This is a genomic window from Flavobacterium suzhouense (assembly GCF_042684765.1).
Lineage (GTDB): Bacteria > Bacteroidota > Bacteroidia > Flavobacteriales > Flavobacteriaceae > Flavobacterium > Flavobacterium suzhouense.
Map to the genome: position 1 here is coordinate 18,529 of NZ_JBHUMD010000003.1, position 19,869 is coordinate 38,397.

At 40.8% G+C, this 19,869-nt stretch carries 17 protein-coding genes; 8 read left to right on the plus strand and 9 right to left on the minus strand.

The features are described 5' to 3' along the window. Nucleotides 1–24: 24 nt before the first annotated feature. The 4 genes from ACFSR3_RS00950 to ACFSR3_RS00965 all read left to right on the plus strand — a co-directional run bounded on the left by ACFSR3_RS00950 (nucleotide 25) and on the right by ACFSR3_RS00965 (nucleotide 5,749). The gene (locus ACFSR3_RS00950) at nucleotides 25–2,409 is read left to right on the plus strand and encodes a TonB-dependent receptor (protein WP_379819312.1); all 2,385 of its coding nucleotides are present in this window, start codon (nucleotides 25–27) and stop codon (nucleotides 2,407–2,409) included. An 18-nt stretch (nucleotides 2,410–2,427) separates the two neighbouring features. Continuing rightward, a complete protein-coding gene (locus tag ACFSR3_RS00955; RefSeq protein WP_379819313.1) occupies nucleotides 2,428–2,991 on the plus strand; it encodes a type 1 periplasmic binding fold superfamily protein in 564 nt (187 codons plus the stop codon). A gap of 213 nt (nucleotides 2,992–3,204) precedes the next feature. After that, nucleotides 3,205–3,582, plus strand: a complete 378-nt coding sequence (locus ACFSR3_RS00960; protein ID WP_379819314.1) for a DoxX family membrane protein — start codon at nucleotides 3,205–3,207, stop codon at nucleotides 3,580–3,582. 61 nt (nucleotides 3,583–3,643) lie between these two features. Then, on the plus strand, nucleotides 3,644–5,749 hold the full coding sequence (locus tag ACFSR3_RS00965; RefSeq protein ID WP_379819524.1) for a prolyl oligopeptidase family serine peptidase: 2,106 nt from the start codon (nucleotides 3,644–3,646) through the stop codon (nucleotides 5,747–5,749). 211 nt (nucleotides 5,750–5,960) lie between these two features. Here the strand turns inward: ACFSR3_RS00965 and ACFSR3_RS00970 are convergent, their stop codons facing one another. Beyond that, complete coding sequence (locus ACFSR3_RS00970; RefSeq protein ID WP_379819315.1) at nucleotides 5,961–6,908, minus strand: lipid A deacylase LpxR family protein; 948 nt, start codon at nucleotides 6,906–6,908, stop codon at nucleotides 5,961–5,963. Then, nucleotides 6,905–7,588 (minus strand): monofunctional biosynthetic peptidoglycan transglycosylase, encoded by a 684-nt coding sequence (gene mtgA / locus ACFSR3_RS00975; protein WP_379819316.1) that lies wholly within the window; start codon nucleotides 7,586–7,588, stop codon nucleotides 6,905–6,907. Before mtgA ends, ACFSR3_RS00970 begins: the two co-directional genes overlap by 4 nt. Nucleotides 7,589–7,677: 89 nt before the next feature. On the opposite strand from mtgA, the gene ACFSR3_RS00980 reads away from it, so the two are divergent. Next, complete coding sequence (locus tag ACFSR3_RS00980; RefSeq protein ID WP_379819317.1) at nucleotides 7,678–8,181, plus strand: GNAT family N-acetyltransferase; 504 nt, start codon at nucleotides 7,678–7,680, stop codon at nucleotides 8,179–8,181. 452 nt (nucleotides 8,182–8,633) lie between these two features. Here the strand turns inward: ACFSR3_RS00980 and ACFSR3_RS00985 are convergent, their stop codons facing one another. The 3 genes from ACFSR3_RS00985 to ACFSR3_RS00995 are packed head-to-tail and all read right to left on the minus strand — an operon-like array spanning nucleotide 8,634 to nucleotide 11,745. Further along, complete coding sequence (locus tag ACFSR3_RS00985) at nucleotides 8,634–9,746, minus strand: NAD(P)/FAD-dependent oxidoreductase (protein WP_379819525.1); 1,113 nt, start codon at nucleotides 9,744–9,746, stop codon at nucleotides 8,634–8,636. Further along, on the minus strand, nucleotides 9,743–10,480 hold the full coding sequence (locus tag ACFSR3_RS00990; protein ID WP_379819318.1) for a DedA family protein: 738 nt from the start codon (nucleotides 10,478–10,480) through the stop codon (nucleotides 9,743–9,745). Before ACFSR3_RS00990 ends, ACFSR3_RS00985 begins: the two co-directional genes overlap by 4 nt. Nucleotides 10,481–10,512: 32 nt before the next feature. Beyond that, nucleotides 10,513–11,745 (minus strand): dicarboxylate/amino acid:cation symporter, encoded by a 1,233-nt coding sequence (locus ACFSR3_RS00995; protein ID WP_379819319.1) that lies wholly within the window; start codon nucleotides 11,743–11,745, stop codon nucleotides 10,513–10,515. A 210-nt stretch (nucleotides 11,746–11,955) separates the two neighbouring features. Between ACFSR3_RS00995 and ACFSR3_RS01000 the strand changes: the two genes are divergently transcribed. The 3 genes from ACFSR3_RS01000 (at nucleotide 11,956) to ACFSR3_RS01010 (ending at nucleotide 16,912) form a co-directional block, all read left to right on the plus strand. Continuing rightward, nucleotides 11,956–13,863, plus strand: coding sequence for a S9 family peptidase (locus ACFSR3_RS01000; RefSeq protein WP_379819320.1), 1,908 nt, complete (start codon nucleotides 11,956–11,958; stop codon nucleotides 13,861–13,863). A gap of 83 nt (nucleotides 13,864–13,946) precedes the next feature. Further along, on the plus strand, nucleotides 13,947–15,146 hold the full coding sequence (locus ACFSR3_RS01005) for a C1 family peptidase (protein ID WP_379819321.1): 1,200 nt from the start codon (nucleotides 13,947–13,949) through the stop codon (nucleotides 15,144–15,146). A 182-nt stretch (nucleotides 15,147–15,328) separates the two neighbouring features. Continuing rightward, on the plus strand, nucleotides 15,329–16,912 hold the full coding sequence (locus ACFSR3_RS01010; RefSeq protein ID WP_379819322.1) for an FMN-binding glutamate synthase family protein: 1,584 nt from the start codon (nucleotides 15,329–15,331) through the stop codon (nucleotides 16,910–16,912). Nucleotides 16,913–16,939: 27 nt separating this feature from the next. Here the strand turns inward: ACFSR3_RS01010 and ACFSR3_RS01015 are convergent, their stop codons facing one another. The 4 genes from ACFSR3_RS01015 to accC form a co-directional block, all read right to left on the minus strand. Next, nucleotides 16,940–17,344, minus strand: coding sequence for a hypothetical protein (locus ACFSR3_RS01015; protein WP_379819323.1), 405 nt, complete (start codon nucleotides 17,342–17,344; stop codon nucleotides 16,940–16,942). Between the two features lie 106 nt (nucleotides 17,345–17,450). Further along, entirely contained in the window at nucleotides 17,451–17,834 is a 384-nt protein-coding gene (locus ACFSR3_RS01020) for a hypothetical protein (RefSeq protein ID WP_379819324.1), read from the minus strand. Nucleotides 17,835–17,940: 106 nt separating this feature from the next. Next, on the minus strand, nucleotides 17,941–18,366 hold the full coding sequence (locus ACFSR3_RS01025; protein ID WP_379819325.1) for a hypothetical protein: 426 nt from the start codon (nucleotides 18,364–18,366) through the stop codon (nucleotides 17,941–17,943). A 113-nt stretch (nucleotides 18,367–18,479) separates the two neighbouring features. Continuing rightward, entirely contained in the window at nucleotides 18,480–19,826 is a 1,347-nt protein-coding gene (gene accC / locus ACFSR3_RS01030) for an acetyl-CoA carboxylase biotin carboxylase subunit (protein ID WP_114759367.1), read from the minus strand. Nucleotides 19,827–19,869: the final 43 nt, after the last annotated feature.

The following is a 19,869-nucleotide window of genomic DNA, read 5'->3' on the forward strand; positions in this document are numbered from 1 at the left end:
TATTCATTTCTGAATAACATTACCATGCGATTTTACTATATCCTCCTGACCGTATTTATGGCAGGAACACTGTGTGCGTATTCCCAAAATACCATTAGCGGAAACGTATTCACAAACAAGAATACCCCTCTTGATGGGGCACATATCCATATCGAACAGCTTCATGCCATAAGCAGTACCGACGGCAGTTATGAGATACATAACGTTCCGTCAGGGCAGCACCGCATTGTAGTTTCCTATATCGGATTTAAAACTATTGATACCCTTGTAACCGTACAGGAGCATCTGCGCTTAGATGTGAAACTCAAACCTGAGGCAGCCCAGCTTCAGGAGGTCGTACTTACGGAAAACAATGCCGTTCCTAAAAACACGATTCGTGAAGAGCGTCTTAAAACGGAAACCATCGAGAAATACAGCAACGCTTCGTTAGGTGATGCACTTAAAGAGGTAGCCGGGGTATACAGCCTGAAAACAGGGAATACTATCGTGAAACCGGTAATTAATGGTCTGCACAGCAGCAGGGTTCCGGTAATCTCTAACAACGTTCGACTGGAAGATCAGCAATGGGGTACGGAGCATGCTCCTAACCTGGATATTAACGCAGCAGGAAAGATATCGGTCATAAAAGGAGCCAATGCTCTGCAATATGGCGGTGATGCCATTGGAGGACTTGTACTGGTAGAACCCGTTTCGATATTGAAGGACACCTTGCTTGGTAAGACCATTATTAATGCGGCATCCAATGGGCGTGGCGGAAGCATATCTTCAAGCCTGCATAAGGGTGCTGAACAGGGTTGGGCATGGAACGCTGCCGGAACTTTTAAATACTTTGGCGACAGGCAGAGTCCTGATTATGTTCTATCAAACACCGGCAACCGCGAGAACAACTTTGCAGGTGATATAAAGTACATTGGCGACAGCTATGATATTTCAGCCTACTATAGTCTTTATGATGCTGAGATAGGTATTGCAAAAGCGATGCATATTGGTAGTATTTCCGACCTGGTGCGTGCCATTAACAGTAAGCAGCCCGCCGTAATCGAACCATTTACGTATGACATTGATGCTCCTAAACAGGATGTGGTACACCATTTGGCAAAACTGAATTTCAACAAGCGATTTAGCGATAATTCGAGTCTTTCGGTACAGTATGCATTTCAGCATAACAGCCGTAAGGAATACGATATCAGGCGCGGTCAATATACCGATAAACCGGCCCTTGACCTTACTTTGGTTACGCAATCAGGACAGGCTGACTGGAAAAAAGAAATTGATGCGCTTACCGTAAAAGCAGGAGCTAGCTTTTCATATCAGGACAATACCGCCGATCCGGATACGGATATACGTCCGCTTATTCCTAATTACAAAAAGACCGATGCAGGTGCGTATGGGATTGCCAGTTATGCCTTCTCCGACAGCTTTACAGGAGAGGCCGGATTGCGCTATGATTACTCTCATATGTTAGCTTCAAAATACTACCAGAAGTCACGTTGGACAAGTCTGAGGTATGATGGGGTTTACGACCATTTTATTGTAGCCGATGCAGGAACACAATGGCTTACCGCTCCCGAATTTACCTTTCATAACATCTCTGCAAGCCTTGGTATCCGCAAGCAGCTAAACAGCCACTATCAGCTTTTGGCGAATGCCGGACTGGCCATGCGTAACCCTAATCCTTCGGAACTATTTAGTGATGGGCTGCACCACTCTACCGGAACTATCGAACTGGGTAATCTTGGCATCCAGAAAGAGGAATCGTACAAACTATCGGCTACCCTGCTTAAAACACATGGCACCTTTACGTTTGAAGCCACCCCGTACCTGAATATGATAAACAACTTTATCTATCAGTCACCTACCGGAATCGAATATACCATCAGGGGAGCATTTCCTGTGTACCAATACAAGCAAACGGATGCGCTGATGGCAGGTCTTGACCTGCATACCACCTGGAAAATAAGCAAACACTGGCAGCATACCTTTAACGGAGCCTACATTTACGGACAGGACATAAGCAACGAAATGCCGCTTATAGAAATGCCGCCTTTGAACCTGGTAAACAGCATCCGCTTCAGTCAGGATAACTGGCATAACTTTTTTGCAGAAATACGTAACGAATTGGTTTTCTCCCAAAAGCGTTATCCCGACAATAATTTTACCGTTCAGCTTCCTGTTAATGGGGAATTTGTGGATACACTGGTTGACATAAGTACTCCTCCTAAAGGCTACAGCCTGTTTCATTTTAGCACAGGTATGGTATTTAAAACATCAGCCAATACCGGTTTGGCAATCAACTTTTCAGTCCTGAATATTTTCAATCATGCTTACCGTGATTACCTGAATCGCCAGCGACTATATACCGATGATATCGGGCGCAACTTTCAATTACAGTTAAAATTCAATTATTAATCAATAAATTCTATCAAAATGAAAAATCTGAAAATTTCGGCTTTGGCACTAATTACAATTATCTCTTTCTCTTCATGCAGCAGCGACGATACAGCTAAAATTGTAAATGAAGAAGAAGTGATTACTACCGTTACAGCAACCTTTACACCTGAAGCAGGAGGAACACCAATAGTACTTACTTCACGTGATCTTGATGGCGACGGACCGGATGCCCCGGTAGTGACTGTTTCTGGTAACTTTGCAACAGGTACTGCCTATAACGGAACCGTAACTTTCCTTAACGAACTGGAAACTCCGGCAGGTAACATTACCGAAGAGATATTTGAAGAAGGCCACGAACACCAGATATTCTATTCTCAAACCGGTCTTGGTACTTTTACCTATAACGATACTGACGTTAATGGTAAACCGATTGGGCTGAAGTTTAAATACACTGCGAATGCTAATGCTGCAACGGGTAACCTGACGGTAACTCTTAGACACGAACCTAACAAAGATGCAGAAGGCGTTGCCAATGGAATTATCACTAATGCAGGCGGAAGCACTGATGCTGAGGTTACATTCCCTGTAGTAGTTCAGTAATTCTTTAACACACCCCCTACCCCCTCTCAAGAGGGGAACACTCATGCTCTGCCACGATTGCTGTTAAAGTCTGAGTGAAGCTAGTTCCCCTCTTGAGAGGGGGTAGGGGGTGTGTTTTTCTCTACCCTTCAATTTTTGTTAAATTACTAATAATAAATTCATTAACTTTAAAGAAGCCTCTAATTTATTTTTAAATTAAAATTCTTTTAGCCTATGAATTCAAAATTTACTCAAATTGTAAGGATATTGCTTGGGCTTATCCTGATTGTTTTTGGAGCAAACAAAATCTACACTTTTATTCCGTTGCCACAGCCCTCTCCCGAAGCGGGCGCCTTTATGGCATCTCTTGCAGATACAGGTTATGTATTAACATTGGTCGCCATCTTTGAAATCATTATCGGTTTCCTTCTTATTTGTAAAATATGGGTGCCTTTTGCCATGCTGTTGCTGATTCCGTTATCGCTCAACATCCTGTTATTCCACCTGTTCTTGGACATTCCGGGCATAGGCACTGCATTACTGGTAGTAGTGTTAAATGCTATTTTATTGTATAAACACAGGGTAAAATACAAGCCTTTGTTTACTACTTAAGAAACTGATTTTGCTATTTTTGTGTATCAATCACAATTAAATGAAAAAAGCAGTAACAATTATGGCCGCAGCCTGCAGCCTGACTTTAAATGCACAGATGCACGAAAATAGCAAAACCACTATCAAATATCCCGTAACTAAAAAGGGAGATGTTGTTGATACTTATTTTGGAAACAAAGTTCCTGACCCTTACCGCTGGCTTGAAGACGACCGCTCTGAAGAGACCGCTGCCTGGGTAAAAGCCGAGAACGAAGTTACCTTTAATTACTTAGCCCAGATTCCGTTTCGTGCTGCCATACGCGCACGACTGGAAAAACTATGGAATTATGAAAGGATAAGCGCCCCTTTTAAAGAAGGCGATTTTACCTATTACTACAGAAATAACGGATTGCAGAACCAATCGGTTTTATACCGTAAAGGCAAAGATGGCAAGGAAGAAATTTTCCTTGATCCGAATACCCTGTCAAAAGACGGTACTACATCGTTAGGCGGAACTAATTTCACCAAAAAAGGTGACCTGATGGCGTATTCCATCTCTGAAGGTGGAAGCGACTGGCGCAAGGTATTTGTTATGGATACCAAAACCAAAAAGCTCATTGGCGAACCATTAGTAGATGTAAAATTCAGTGGCATCTCATGGTACGGCAGCGAAGGTTTTTACTACTCAAGTTATGACAAACCTACAGGTAGTGAACTATCTGCTAAAACCGACCAGCACAAATTGTACTACCACAAACTGGGCACTCCGCAAAAAGAAGATAAAGTAATCTTTGGGCACGATATTAAAAGACGTTATGTAGGCGGTGGTGTAACCGAGGATATGCATTACCTTATCGTATCGGCATCGGAAGCCACTTCAGGCAATGAACTTTACATTAAAGACCTGACCAAACCTAACAGTAAATTCATAGCCCTTACAAGCAACTTTGACACTGACAGCCATATTATAGACAATAACGGAAGTACATTGTATATTGCTACCAATTATAATGCGCCAAACATTAAAGTAGTAACTGTTGATGCTGCCAATCCGCAACAGAAGAACTGGAAAGACCTTATCCCTGAAACAGAGAATGTACTTTCGCCATCTACCGGCTCAGGATTTATTTTTGCAACTTATATGAAAGATGCCGTATCGGTAGTAAAACAATATGACTATAACGGTAAGCTTGTTCGCGATATCACGTTGCCGGGATTAGGTACGGCTGGAGGCTTTGGCGGAAAGAAGGAAGAAAAGACATTGTACTATTCGTTCACCAATTACACTACACCGGGAACAATTTATTCATACGATGCCAAATCAGGAAAATCGGAATTGTACCAACGACCAAAAGTAGATTTTAACAGTGATGAATACGAATCGAAACAGGTATTCTATACTTCTAAAGACGGCACTAAGATACCAATGATCATTACCCACAAAAAAGGTATTAAGCTTGATGGCAAAAACCCAACCATACTGTACGGCTATGGTGGATTCAATATCAGCCTTACGCCAAGTTTCAGCATCTCTAATGCGGTATGGATGGAAAACGGCGGAATTTATGCCGTAGCCAACCTTCGTGGAGGCGGAGAATATGGTAAAAAATGGCACGATGCCGGAACCAAACAGCAAAAACAAAATGTATTTGACGATTTTATAGCCGCAGGCGAATACCTTATCGCAAACAAGTATACTTCGTCAGGCTACCTTGCGATTAGCGGCGGTTCAAACGGTGGACTGCTTGTAGGTGCTACAATGACACAACGCCCGGACCTTATGAAAGTAGCATTACCGGCAGTTGGCGTTCTTGATATGCTGCGTTACCATACGTTTACCGCAGGAGCAGGATGGGCTTACGATTACGGTACTGCCGAAGACAACCCAGAAATGTATAACTACCTGAAAGGCTATTCACCGGTACATAATGTTAAAAAAGGAGTTCAGTATCCTGCAACACTTGTTACTACAGGTGACCATGATGACCGTGTGGTTCCGGCGCACAGCTTTAAGTTTGCCGCCGAGCTTCAGGACAAGCAAACAGGTAACAATCCGGTATTGATTCGCATTGGCGTTAAGGCAGGGCATGGTGCAGGAAAATCTATCGCACAGATGATAGACGAGTATAGCGACATTCAGGCATTTACGCTTTACAACATGGGCGTTACCCCTAATGTGAAGAAGTAGTGGTCAATAAGACAACTTTGAACTAAATAGTTTAGTATAAAATTGAAAATCTATTATTGCAGCAATGTGGTAATAGATTTTTTTGTTTTTCTCTAATTTAACCACAAAGCTCACAAAGATTTTTAAACAATCCCGATAGCTATCGGGACACAAAGCTTTGTGTCCTTAGTGCTTCGTTGTGTTCTGGGTGGTTAAAAACACAAAGACTTTCTCATAGAAAATACGAAACCTGTATCGATCCGTAATAAAAACCGGTAATTACATTATTGGAAAGCTCTTTACCACGGTAATTAAAAGAATAGGAATAATTCCAGTTGTTGTAGCGGTATTTTACACCCACTTCGGCATTAAAGCGGAAAGGTATCAGCGGAAAAGTTACGGGGCTGGTATCGTTAAAATGGCTGCCTTCAATCGTGGCATCATACTGCATATATTGCAAATTGGGATTCAGGTACAGGAACAATTCACGGTGCTGTTTGTATGATTCTTTGTTTTTATTCAATACTGCATTGTGCAGGCTCGAATCATACATGGCATGCAGATTGTTTTTAAGGCTTATACGCATCATTCCGCCTACACTGGCACTATTCCATATAGTACCAAGGTTCAGTTCACCTAAGAGATGAAAATCGACTTTTTCGTGAAAGCGGTTTTTTAAAACCTTATGAGAATAATAAGCCCCCAACTGTGCGCCAATGGTTGTGGTTATCTGGTGCTGCCATCCGCGAACTGTAGGATAACCTACTATTGTATGGAGGCCGCGCTGCACTTCTTCGGCTCCCGACTCCGGGCCTACTACCCCACCCTGAACATTCAGTTTGAGTATGCTTTCGTTTGTATAGTAATAGTTAATACCGAATTCTCCGAAAAGATAGCCCGCAAATGGCCTGTCGTTTACATTGATATCTTCGGCACGTACCGATTGTGGATTGTAAATATATTGTCCTACCCTGAAATCGTAGATCTTTTTAGCCAGCTTATCGTTTGCTGTGTCACTAAGATAGCGGTAAAAGAATTCCATTCCCGCAGTATAGTACTGATCGTTTATAGGTGAAGTATAGAGGTCGTTATCGGTAATAAGGCCAATTTCTGCCGGCTTTTGTCCCCATGACGAGGCAAAGCACAATAAGGCAATGAATATGGTTAAGCTTTGTCTCACTTTTCGTAATCAAGCTTAACGTAACGCATTAATTTCACAATTCTTCCTTTACGCCTTTCGGTATAAGCCGATGAACGTGTAGCCCTGAATTTTCTTGGATTAGGAAGAATGGCCGCTATACCAGCAGCCTCATATTTAGTAAGGTCTTTAGCGTCTTTATGGTACCAATGTTTAGCAGCAGCCTGAACGCCATAAACACCATCGCCCATTTCAATACTGTTAAGGTACACCTCCATAATGCGTTCTTTGCTCCAAAGGAGTTCGATAAGCATGGTAAAATAAGCTTCAAGCCCTTTTCGAAGATAGCTTCTGCCCTGCCATAAGAAAACGTTTTTAGCCGTTTGCTGTGAGATGGTACTACCCCCTTTAAGCTTTTTACCTTTACTATTGCTTTTGTATGCCTTATACATGGCATCGAAGTTAAAGCCATTATGTTCTAAAAACAGGTCGTCTTCGCTGGCAATAACCGCCCTTTGCATGTTTTTGGAAATCTCCTCAATAGGCACCCAGTCGTGGCTTGAAGTCATTTCCCTGCCGTTTTCTTTCATTTCAAAAGCACGGGTAATCATCAATGGCGTGAATGGTACCGGAACAAAACGGAAGATAACAACCGAAATGACCGAAAGGGCAACAAACCATAAAAGTACCTTAAAAATAAAACGGGCTATTTTTTTGAACATAGAACAATTGGTTAACAGGAAGCGAAATTACGAATTAGTTTGAAAACCTAAATGGTGATATTAATTAACAAATTGAAAAAAGAGTAAATTTGGATATGATTATCGCCACCCAACGCCTCAACTTTCGCCAACTCACTCAGGCAGACGCCGAAAACTTCTATCTGCTCAATGCCGACCCCGAAGTTATCCGCTATACGGGCGATGGTGCCTTTGCAGATATTGAAGCTGCCAGAAAATTTCTTGAAGGTTATGATCATTATGAGAAATATGGTTTTGGACGCTGGGCTGTAATCCGGAAAGAAGATAACGAGTTCTTAGGCTGGTGCGGACTAAAATATACTCCCGAAACCGATGAATATGATATAGGCTTTAGGTTCTTCCGGAAATACTGGAATCAGGGTTATGCCACTGAAGCCGCACAGGCCTGTCTGGATTATGGCTTAAACGATTTGGGAATGAAAACCATCATTGGCCGTGCTATGAAAGCCAATACCGCCTCTGTAAAAGTTTTAGAAAAGATTGGAATGACCTATTGGAAGCCTATGGATTTTCATGGTGATGAAGGAGTGGTTTACAGGATTGAGAAAAGCTAAAAAATACTTTTTATATCACTTCACAAAGCTTTTTAAAAATCACATAATTTATGATTTAAGATTCGAACCAGACCCCTTTAGGATTCGAACTCTTTATTAAAAATCTCAAAATCAAAGAATAACAAAATATAAGAATTTATTATTTAGATTTTTAGATTCGAACCAATAACACAAACTATTGATTAATAAGCAAATAAAAAACAAAGAAAAGAAAAATGAATAGAAGTCGGGAAAAATTTGACACCAACTAAGCGACACAAAGCTTTAATTATCAAACAATTAAGAAGTGAATTAAAATTAGCATCGGGTAATATGTCGGAACTAAATAGATTTTTTTAAAAATGATGACGGCAGCAAATCATTTTTTAAAATAGCAATAGCTCCCAAGAGAGATGCTATTAATTCTATAATTTTATCTATTTCCATAAAACAAATATAATTCATAAATTATTTTAAACCAAATCCCCTAGCTCAGCACCCACCATACTACCTATAGCCACACCCATACCACCAAGGCGAACGCCGCAATAAGTATGCTGTGATAACTGCTCGATAATAGGCTTTTTATGATTACCCATACCCATGATTCCGCTCCAGCGGTGGGCAATGGTAAAGTCGGTATTGGGAAGGATCACCTCACGCAATACTTTTTCGAGTTGGTTTTGGATAAGTTCAGTATTACCGAATTCAGTAGTGGTCTCACCTTCAAAGTCGAGGTTTCGTGCCCCTCCAAACAATATCCTGTCGTTGATATTACGAAAGTAGTAATACCCACGGTCAATATGGAAAGTCCCTTTTATGTCAAGGTTCGGTATAGGCTTGGTAATAAGTACCTGTGTACGGGCAGGTTTTACCATACCGTTGGTTAGCTTTTCGGCAAAACCGTTTGTAGCAAAAAGTAGCTTTTTAGTAAAGAAACTAAAATCGCCAAGGGCTACTTCTATCCCATCAGCTTTTTCATGGTATGACGTTACGGTCTGGCTGTTCAGGATAAGGATATTATTAGCTACCGCTTCTCTCAGCAACGCCTGCATCATGTTACCGGTATCGATCTGCCCTTCAAACGGATTGAAGATTAAGTATTCATGTATGCCTTTAAAATCGAAACGGTCTACCTCTCTGGCAAACACATCGGTTTTAAAGAGTGGCTTCAGTACTTCGTTTACAAAAGGCATACGGCGCAGACATTCTTCATAACCTGCGGTATCGTCCTTCAGAAAAAGCTCATATCCGCCAAATGGCTTAAAATCGATAACCGCATCACCGAGTCTTTTACGTAACAACTGAAGTCCTGCCCAACGCTTTTGGATGAGCGCCAGTACTTCTTCCTCTGTGTGTATTTTTAAATCGTCATTGATTTCGGAAAGACTCCCAAAACAGGCAAAACCGGCATTTTTGGTACTCGCTCCCTGAGGAAGCGGCCCACGCTCTATAATAAGTATTTTAGCATCAGGGAAACGTTCGCGCAGTCGCAGTGCGGCATGAAGCCCCACTATACCGCTGCCAACGATGGTATAATCTACATCGGTAAACCAGTTCTTGATTTCCCAGTAGCTAAACATTATGCCGGCGGTATTATGTTAGAATCGTCATCATCAGTCGCTTCTGCCTTTGCTTCTTCTTCGGTAATCTTTTTACCTTTAAGTGCATTGATTAAAAGTGGCACTGTAGTTACAGCAACAATGATAAGAATAATGTATTCTATGTACGATTTAAGATCGATACCAAACTGGTCACGGCAGAAACCATACAGATAGTGACCTGCAAATATCAACGTTACAGCCCAAAGGAAAGAACTGATGATGTTGTAAAACATGAATTTCTTTTTATCCATCTTAACAACACCCGCGATAATAGGGGCAAACGTACGGATAACAGGCAGAAAACGCGCGAAGATAATAGCACGTCCACCATGTTTTTCAAAAAATTCATGCGATTGTACCAGGTATTTTTTCTTGAACCAAAATGAATCTTCTTTTTGATAAAGGTAAGTTCCGCTTTTAGCACCAAACCAGTATCCAAAGGTATTTCCTACGATTCCGGCACAGGCAACAAGCACTGACAACAACAATACATTAAGAAAATCTCCTTCTATAGAAAAAAGCGTAGCCATAAGCTCACCGCTGTAAATACCTGCAAGAAACAAAAGACTGTCTCCGGGCAGGAAGAATCCGGCAAAAAGGCCGGTTTCGGCAAAAACAATAAACAATACAACATAGATACCAACGGGTACCCCTGCTATTTGCAGGTTGATATAAAACTCAGGGTTCAGTAGCTGTGTCCAGTGGAAACTGTCCATAATAATTCGTGTCTTTTGGTAATGAATAATCTTTAATCTTTTTTAGCTTCCCACTTGTCTACTGCCGTGGTTGCAAGGGCATTGCCCAATACATTTGTCATGCTGCGGCCCATATCGCAAAAATGGTCAATAGGCAATATAAGCGCGATACCTTCGGGAGGAATGCCAAACATCGCACAAGTAGCTACTACTACTATCAGAGAAGCCCTGGGCACACCGGCAATACCTTTACTGGTAAGCATTAGCACCAGCAACATTAGTATTTGTTTTTCGAGAGGCATATCTATACCATAGATCTGCGCAATAAACAAACTTGCAAAAGTCATGTACATCATACTTCCGTCAAGGTTAAAAGAATAACCAAGCGGCAGGGTAAACGAAACAATCTTAGGGTCACACCCAAAACGTTCCAGCTCTTCTGTAAGTTTCGGGAATACTGCTTCACTGCTCGTAGTAGAGAATGCAACCAGCAACGGACCGGCCAGTCTTTTAAGAAGAGGCCATAGCCTGTTGCCTAATATAAGGTATCCTACACCCAACAGTATTACCCAAAGGCAAAGTATACCAAAGGCAAATGCCACAAGATAGTTAGCATACAATTTCCATATTCCGCCACCATAAACTGCTACCGCTGCCGATACAGCACCAAATACTCCCAATGGAGCTACCCACATAACGTAACTTACCATTTTTAGTATTGCATGTGCAATGATGTCAAATAACTTTATAATTGGCTCTGCAACTTTACCCATTGATGCCAAAGCAATCCCGAATAATATTGAGAAAATAACAATCTGTAATATCTCATTAGTTGCCATGGCCTCAAAAATACTTTTAGGGACTACATGAGTAACAAACTGCTCTAGTGAGAAAGCGTGTACATTGCTAACTAAATCATCAGCAGGCTTAACATCGGCCATTGTTACAGCAGTATTTTCACCTGGCCTTAGCCAGTTTACCAATACCATACCGAGCAAAAGCGACATAAGAGAAGCGGAAATAAACCACGCCATGGCTTTACCCCCTACACGGCCTACCATCTTCATATCGCCCATCTTGGCAACACCCACCACAAGGGTAGACAACACCAATGGCGCAATAATCATCTGTACCAAACGGATGAATATAGTACCTAACAGCTTAACATTCTTCGCAAAATCGGCTGCTGTTTCTTTCGGATATTGATAATATACAACCAAGCCCAGTGCCACACCAAAAAAAAGTCCGGCCAGGATAGCTATAAATAGTTTAGAGTTGCTTTTCACTAAATATTCGTTTTAAGTGCGTGAAAATACTCATATTTTTTCAAAAAAGACTTTCCTTATTATTTTTAGGACATTCTTTTATATTTTTCACAAACATTTAACACCAATAACTAAACTTATCGCAGAAGCTTCCTAAAAAATACCCATCTTTCATTAAATAAAATAATCAAAGAAAATGAGTACTTTTAGCCCCTATTAAAAATGTTTTCAATGAAAAAACTACTTCTACTAACAGTAAGCATCATGGGATTAACCGCTTCGGCACAACAGGTCATGACTCCGGAAATGCTTTGGAAACTGGGACGTGTGAGCGCACTGGGTATTACCAAAGACGGAAAAAGCATAGTATACAAAGTTTCAACTCCCAATATGGAAGAGAACAAATCGGCTTCAAAATTCTACAGTATTCCTGTAATCGGAGGTACTGCGACCGAAGTAACCGATTATGCTGCACTATTGAACGACAAATACCTTTCTGCAGACGGAAAATGGACGCTTACCTCTAAAGAAGTAAAAGTTGAAAAAGTTCTTGGAAAAGACCTTTACCCTGAACTGGATAAAAGCAATGCCCAGGTATATAACGGACTTGATTACCGCCACTGGGACACATGGAATGACGGCACTCACAACCATGTTGGCTACACCAAGCCCGGCGATAAAGACAAAACGTCTTTTGTAGATATTATGCCAAATGAACCATACGATTCTCCGCAAAAACCTCATGGTGGCGAAGAAGATTATACATGGTCTCCTGACGGCAAAAGCATTGTTTATGTATGCAAGAAAAAAGCGGGTACAGAATATGCTACAAGTACCAACACTGACTTGTATGAATATAATATTGAAACTAAAAAAACTTTAAACCTTACCCCAGGCAACCCGGGATATGATACTGCACCTGCTTACTCTCCGCAAGGCGACCTTACATGGTTACAAATGAAACGCGATGGGTATGAGGCTGATAAAAACGACATCATTGTTCGCTTTAAAGGCATTGACATGAATCTTACCGCAAACTGGGATGGTACGGTAGACAGCTTTACTTGGAGTCCGGATGGAAAAAAGATATATTTCCTTGCTGCTACCGATGGTACAAAACAGCTGTTTGAGGTAAACTTTCCGGGAATGACAAAAATTGCTATTACCGTAAGACAACTTACCGATGGCGTTTTTGACATCAACAGCATTACTGGTTTTAGCGGTGATAAAATAATTGTTGAGCGCGCCGATATGAATCACGCTAATGAAATATTTAGCTACGACCTTAAAAAGAAAAAATGGGCGCAACTGTCTAAAGTAAACGAAGCGGCATACGCCGGAATTGCCCTTAGCAAAACCGAAAAGCGTTATGTTACTACCACCGACGGCAAAAAGATGCTGGTATGGGTAGTACTTCCACCAAACTTTGATGCTAAAAAGAAATACCCTACCCTTTTATATTGCCAGGGAGGGCCTCAAAGTGCACTGACACAATTCTACTCGTTCCGCTGGAACTTCCAGGTTATGGCAGCACAGGGGTACATTGTTGTAGCACCTAACCGTCGCGGTATGCCGGGGCATGGTGTGGAATGGAACGAGCAGATTAGTAAAGATTGGGGCGGTCAGGTTATGGATGATTACCTTTCAGCTATCGATGATGTTGCTAAAGAACCTTATGTAGACAAAGCGAGACTTGGAGCCGTAGGCGCAAGCTATGGTGGATATTCGGTATTCTATCTTGCCGGCATCCACAACAACCGATTCAAGACATTTATATCGCACTGTGGTGTATTTAACCTTCAGAGCATGTATGGCACTACCGAAGAAGTATTTTTTACTAACTGGGATAGTGGCGGACCGTACTGGGAGAAAAACAATGCAGCTGCACAAAAAACATATAACCAATTTAACCCTATCAACAATGTTGACAAATGGAATACACCGATCCTTGTAATTCAGGGGGGCATTGATTTCCGTGTACCGATAGGACAAGGACAGGAGGCTTTTCAGGCAGCACAACTAAGAGGCATCAAGAGTCGTTTTATGCTTTTCCCGGAAGAAAACCACTGGGTGCTAAAACCACAGAATGCGCTGGTTTGGCAACGTGAGTTCTTTAAATGGCTAAAGGAAACTTTATAGAAACTTCAAAAAAAAGACCTTTTTTATAAATTTTCCGTATTTTAGCGCGAATAATAAAAACCCTAACAAAAACTGCTTGAATAATGTACAATTTTTCAGTTAAACCGCTTGTTGCTACTGCATTGCTATTTGCAGGACTACAAACAATACAAGCACAGGACTACCTTGTAAATTCATTAAAAAACAACCAGAGCGCTAACAGTGCCGCTGCCTTTAAATTTACAGATGTTATCAATATAGAGAATACCCCTGTAAAAAGTCAGGGTTCTTCAGGAACCTGCTGGAGTTATTCTGCTAACTCATTCCTTGAGTCAGAAATGATCCGCATGGGTAAACAGCCTATCGAAATATCTCAGATATATACAGCTCGTAATGCGTATATTGAAAAAGGGAAGAACTACGTTCGTATGCATGGTGCTATCACTCTTGGTGATGGTGGTGCACTTCACGACGTAATCAACATGTACCGTCAGTACGGAGCACTTCCGCAAAGCCTTTATACAGGATTAAACTACGGAACCACTACAAACAAATTTGCTGAGATGCAGGCCATGGGCCAGGGTGTTCTTGAAGCTGTAGTTAAAAACCCTAACGGTGAGCTTTCTCCAAACTGGATTAAAGCTTACACAAGCGTTATCGACTCTTATCTTGGTGAAGTTCCTCAAAACTTTGAATGGAAAGGTAAAAAATATACTCCGCAAACATTCGCAAAAGAAGTTATCGGAATCAATCCGGATGACTATGTTGAATTATCTTCATTCTCAGACCACCCATACTATTCTAAATTTGTTCTTATGGTACCGGACAACTGGTCGCTTGATCAGGTATACAACGTAAAACTAAACGAACTTACAGACGTTATTGACAACGCTCTTAAAAACGGTTATACAGTAGGATGGGCAGGAGACGTTAGCGAAAAAGGCTTTAGCTGGAAAAATGGTGTTGCTTACATCCCGGCTAAAAACGTTGCCGACATGACTCCTGAAGAAAAAGAAGGCATGTTCCTTGGACCAAAAGACGAGCTTGAAATTACTCCTGAGCTTCGCCAGAAAGCATTTGACAACTACCAAACTCAAGATGACCATGGTATGCACATTGTTGGCATCGCTAAAGATCAGGGTGGTAAAGAATACTACATCATCAAAAACTCATGGGGCGCTTCTAACGATTACAAAGGATACATGTACATGACTAAAAACTTTGTAAAATATAAGTCTACAGCCATCCTGCTTCACAAAGGCGGAATCCCATCTTCGATAGCTAAAAAGCTTGATATCAAATAATCCAGCTATACTATTGATGAAAGATCCCGAAGCAATACTTCGGGATTTTTTATAGCCTTATTTATACGATTTCAAAAGTTAAACCAGCAAAAATACTCGTTATCTTTGTTGGAATCACTACTCAAATAAAACAACAAACTAACCGCTTTTGATTAAATCCGAAAGCACAAATCCATGCAAGTATGAGAAAAGTATTTGTAGTTTTCTGTACCACATCTATAGCCATTATCACCCTTCTGACTTTTATTAACTGGAAATCCATTTTTCTTTTACTGATATTCCTACCCCTTTACATCATGGGACTATACGACATGTATCAGTCAAAAAAATCGATCAGAAGAAATTTTCCGCTCGTAGGGAGGCTTAGATACCTTTTAGAATCCATCGGCCCGGAAATGCGTCAGTATTTCATAGAAACCGATCTGGAAGGTAAACCTTTTAACCGGATTGAGAGAAGCCTTATCTACCAACGAAGCAAAAAAGAAACTGACACTATCCCTTTTGGCACCCAGCTGGACATGTACCAAATAGGCTACCAATGGATAAATCATAGTATAAGAGCCTTACCTCTTAATGAAATAGACCACAATCCAAGAATTAAAATTGGATCAGAACAATGCACGCAACCTTATGAAGCAAGTCTTTTCAACATCAGTGCCATGAGTTATGGTTCACTAAGTAAAAATGCCATACTAGCACTTAATACCGGTGCAAAAATGGGAGACTTCTACCACAATACAGGCGAGGGAGGACTTTCACCATACCATCTTGAGCCCGGAGGTGATATTGTATGGAACATCGGTACGGGATATTTTAGCTGCCGTGATGGAGAAGGTAAATTTTCGTATGATGAATATGCCAAACGTGCTGTTCTGGATAAAGTAAAAATGATTGAGATCAAATTCTCACAAGGTGCAAAACCGGGACATGGAGGAATTCTTCCAAAGGAAAAAGTAACCGATGAAATTGCCGCTATCCGTATTGTGAGCAAAGGACATGATATTGTTTCACCTCCTTATCACTCCGCATTTACCACACCTCTTGAGCTAATGGATTTTATACAGACATTACGAAAAGGATCGGGAGGAAAACCCATAGGCATGAAAATATGCATTGGTAACAAATCGGAGTTTCTTTCAATATGTAAGGCAATGGTAGAAACCAAAACCTATCTTGATTTTATTACCGTTGATGGGGCAGAAGGTGGAACAGGTGCAGCCCCTCAGGAATATACCGACCACGTAGGTATGCCTTTACGAGACGCTTTGGCTTTTGTACATGATGCATTGGTAGGCTTTGGTATTCGTAAGCAAATTAAGATTATCTGCAGCGGAAAAATAGTTACAGGTTTTGACATTATAAAAACACTGGCTACAGGTGCCGATCTTTGTAATTCAGCTCGCGGGATGATGTTTGCTCTGGGCTGCATACAGGCGCTGGAATGCCATAAAAACACTTGCCCAACAGGAGTTGCCACTCAGGATCCAAAACTTGTGAAAGGCCTTGTTCCTGAAGAAAAAAGCATACGTGTAGCCCGCTTTCAGCATGAAACGGTGAAAAGCGCTATGGAACTAATGGCATCGGCAGGATTAAAACATCCTGACCAGGTAGACAGAAGCCTAGTGAGCATGAGAGTAGACAGGACCAAAATTGAAACGTTTATGGAAACCTATCCTGAATTTGATAGCGGTTGCCTCCTAAAAGAGGACACCGTACCAAAAAAACTTATTTATTTTTGGAAGAAAGCTTCTTCAGAACGATTTTAAAAAATAAATCCCCGAATATACGGGGATTTATTTTTTTGTGATCTTATCATTAGCCTCAATCACAAATGTTTCGGCAAACCCCTTATTATCTTTAGGCACCTTTATTTTAAACTTAGTACCATCGGTCATGCATAATGAAATATAATATTGCTTGTCTAAAAAAATAAATGATAATACTACAAAACCTACAGCCATAGCGGCCATACTCGAAAAAAACCAGTTATCCGGATTTCTTCTCAGGCATAGATCAAGAAAAAATAAAAAGAATATCAGCGCCCATAACAGCGATTTAAGACTAATAACGGTTGAAAATTTCAGCGATTTCACTTCGTCAAAATCTACCGTAATACTTTGCCCCGAAACTTTAGCTGGTATAACGAAAGTTTGATGTTGTGTTTTACTGCTTTTCTGCAGTAGCGATATGGTTTCCATAGCTGTAAAAAGGTTGTCGTGGTAATATATAACAGCTGTAAAAGCAAAAACCCTACACGCAAAGGGAAAAATCCATAAAAAAAGCCCCTTACCGGGGCTATGCTTTTTAAATATTTGCAGCTTCTTTAAGCTTCTTAACATTCTCTGCCCTTACAGCAGCATATTTTTTATACTGAGTTACTGTAAGCACTGATTTAAGTTTCGTATCTCTTTCTTCATTAATCGCCTGCATCTTTTTTGCTTTTGCCTGTGTAGATTCGGCCGAAGCTTTACAGTCTTTCACTCTTTTCAGGTAATACTTATTTACCTCTACAACCTGTGTATACTGATTATCATTTAAGGTAAGTTGCGATTTCATTTGGTTTGCCGATGTTTTAGCGGCCTCAGTAATAACATCTTTTTCCTGAGCCATTACTGTTGTTGTTACCGCAAGCAATAAAGCAGCTGCTGTTAAAATATTCCTCACAGCTGAAGTAAGTTTTTTAATCATTGGTTTTATTATTTGGTTAATGAAAAACGGCAAAGCCGAGGTTACAAATATAACAGAAAAACGAAAGGAATAGTATGCAAAAAAGCCTCGTTAAACGAGGCTCTTATTATTCTTTTCTCAATTCCACCGGTTGAGCTGTTCTCATAGGTTTTGCCTGTCCGTCAAAACGCTGTCTTGCCATTTTCTTTTTCTCATCTTTCTTTAAAAGATAATTTTTGTACTGCTCTTCAGTAAGTACTGCTTTAAGCTGCTTTTCTCTTTCTTCATTAAGGCTTACTACTGATTTACCAACTGCTGCTTTATCAGTAGAAGCTTTTCTTGCTTCAGCAGATTTTGCAGTGAAATCTTTATTAATGTCTAACACTTTAGCATACTGAGCATCCGTTAGAGACAGCTCTGCCTTCATGTTGTCAGTCATTCTTTGGGCCGCATTTGCTGAACGGTCCTGTGCAGATGCATTTAATGTAAATGCAAGTAATAAAGCAACTACGCTAAGCATAGCTTTAGCTGCTGAAATAAGAGTCTTGAACATAATTATAATTTTTTAAATAGGTTTTTATTGGCATGACAAGTTTTGTGCCATTTTTTTCAGGCACTAATATAAAATAAAAAAGCCCTGCTTATAAAACAGGGCTTCTTTTTTATTTATGCAGGATCTTTCATTTTAAAAGATTCCATGAATTTTGTAGTATAATTACCAGCTACATAATCCGGCTCATCCATCAATTGTCTGTGGAAAGGAATCGTAGTTTTAATGCCTTCAATTACAAACTCATCAAGGGCACGCTTCATTTTGTTGATAGCCTCTTCCCTTGTTTGGGCAGTAGTTATCAGTTTAGCGATCATTGAATCATAGTTTGGCGGAATTGTATAACCTGAGTATACGTGAGTATCAAGTCTTACACCGTGACCACCCGGCATGTGAAGGGTAGTGATCTTGCCCGGAGACGGACGGAAATCATTATACGGGTCTTCAGCATTGATACGACACTCGATAGAGTGAAGTTGCGGAAGGTAGTTTTTACCAGAGATAGGCACACCTGCTGCAACAAGTATTTGCTCACGGATAAGATCGTAATCAATTACCTGCTCAGTAATTGGGTGCTCTACCTGAATACGTGTATTCATCTCCATGAAGTAGAAATTCCTGTGCTTATCAACAAGGAACTCAACTGTACCTGCACCTTCGTATTTAATGAATTCAGCAGCTTTAACAGCAGCTTTACCCATAGCATCACGAAGTTCGTCAGTCATGAACGGAGAAGGTGTTTCTTCAGTTAGTTTTTGGTGACGTCTTTGTACAGAACAGTCTCTTTCAGAAAGGTGACATGCTTTACCGAATGAATCACCTACAACCTGAATCTCGATGTGACGAGGTTCTTCGATAAGTTTCTCCATATACATACCATCATTACCAAACGAAGCTGCTGCTTCCTGTTTAGCGCTTTCCCAAGCTTTTAAAAGCTCGTCCTGTTTCCATACTGCCCTCATACCTTTACCACCACCACCAGCAGTAGCTTTAAGCATTACAGGGTAACCAAATTCTTTTGCAAGTTTTTCAGCATGCTCATACGATTCCAGAAGACCGTCTGAACCCGGTACACAAGGTACACCTGCAGCTTTCATGGTAGCTTTAGCCGTAGCTTTGTCTCCCATTTTATCAATCATGTCGGGCGAAGCACCAATAAATTTGATCCCGTGCTCACCACATATTTTTGAAAACTTAGCATTTTCAGAAAGGAACCCGTAACCCGGGTGAATAGCATCTGCATTAGTAATTTCTGCAGCAGCTATGATATTAGATATCTTAAGGTAAGACAGGTTGCTTGGCGGTGGCCCGATACAAACTGCTTCATCAGCAAATTTTACGTGAAGGCTTTCCGCATCAGCAGTTGAGTAAACCGCAACGGTTTTAATCCCCATCTCCCTGCAGGTTCTGATTACACGAAGTGCAATCTCTCCCCTGTTTGCAATTAATACTTTTTTAAACATCCTGTTTGATTACTTTAAATGTTAAATTTTAAATTACAAATTC

Excerpts from the sequence above, each read along its gene's own strand:
- accC (WP_114759367.1), bottom strand. The coding sequence starts at position 19,826 with ATGTTTAAAAAAGTATTAATTGCAAACAGGGGAGAGATTGCACTTCGT.
- ACFSR3_RS00960 (WP_379819314.1), top strand. The coding sequence starts at position 3,205 with ATGAATTCAAAATTTACTCAAATTGTAAGGATATTGCTTGGGCTTATC.
- ACFSR3_RS01025 (WP_379819325.1), bottom strand. The coding sequence starts at position 18,366 with ATGTTCAAGACTCTTATTTCAGCAGCTAAAGCTATGCTTAGCGTAGTT.
- ACFSR3_RS00990 (WP_379819318.1), bottom strand. The coding sequence starts at position 10,480 with ATGGACAGTTTCCACTGGACACAGCTACTGAACCCTGAGTTTTATATC.
- ACFSR3_RS01000 (WP_379819320.1), top strand. The coding sequence starts at position 11,956 with ATGAAAAAACTACTTCTACTAACAGTAAGCATCATGGGATTAACCGCT.
- mtgA (WP_379819316.1), bottom strand. The coding sequence starts at position 7,588 with ATGTTCAAAAAAATAGCCCGTTTTATTTTTAAGGTACTTTTATGGTTT.
- ACFSR3_RS01015 (WP_379819323.1), bottom strand. The coding sequence starts at position 17,344 with ATGGAAACCATATCGCTACTGCAGAAAAGCAGTAAAACACAACATCAA.
- ACFSR3_RS01005 (WP_379819321.1), top strand. The coding sequence starts at position 13,947 with ATGTACAATTTTTCAGTTAAACCGCTTGTTGCTACTGCATTGCTATTT.
- ACFSR3_RS00950 (WP_379819312.1), top strand. The coding sequence starts at position 25 with ATGCGATTTTACTATATCCTCCTGACCGTATTTATGGCAGGAACACTG.
- ACFSR3_RS01020 (WP_379819324.1), bottom strand. The coding sequence starts at position 17,834 with ATGATTAAAAAACTTACTTCAGCTGTGAGGAATATTTTAACAGCAGCT.
- ACFSR3_RS00965 (WP_379819524.1), top strand. The coding sequence starts at position 3,644 with ATGGCCGCAGCCTGCAGCCTGACTTTAAATGCACAGATGCACGAAAAT.
- ACFSR3_RS01010 (WP_379819322.1), top strand. The coding sequence starts at position 15,329 with ATGAGAAAAGTATTTGTAGTTTTCTGTACCACATCTATAGCCATTATC.
- ACFSR3_RS00955 (WP_379819313.1), top strand. The coding sequence starts at position 2,428 with ATGAAAAATCTGAAAATTTCGGCTTTGGCACTAATTACAATTATCTCT.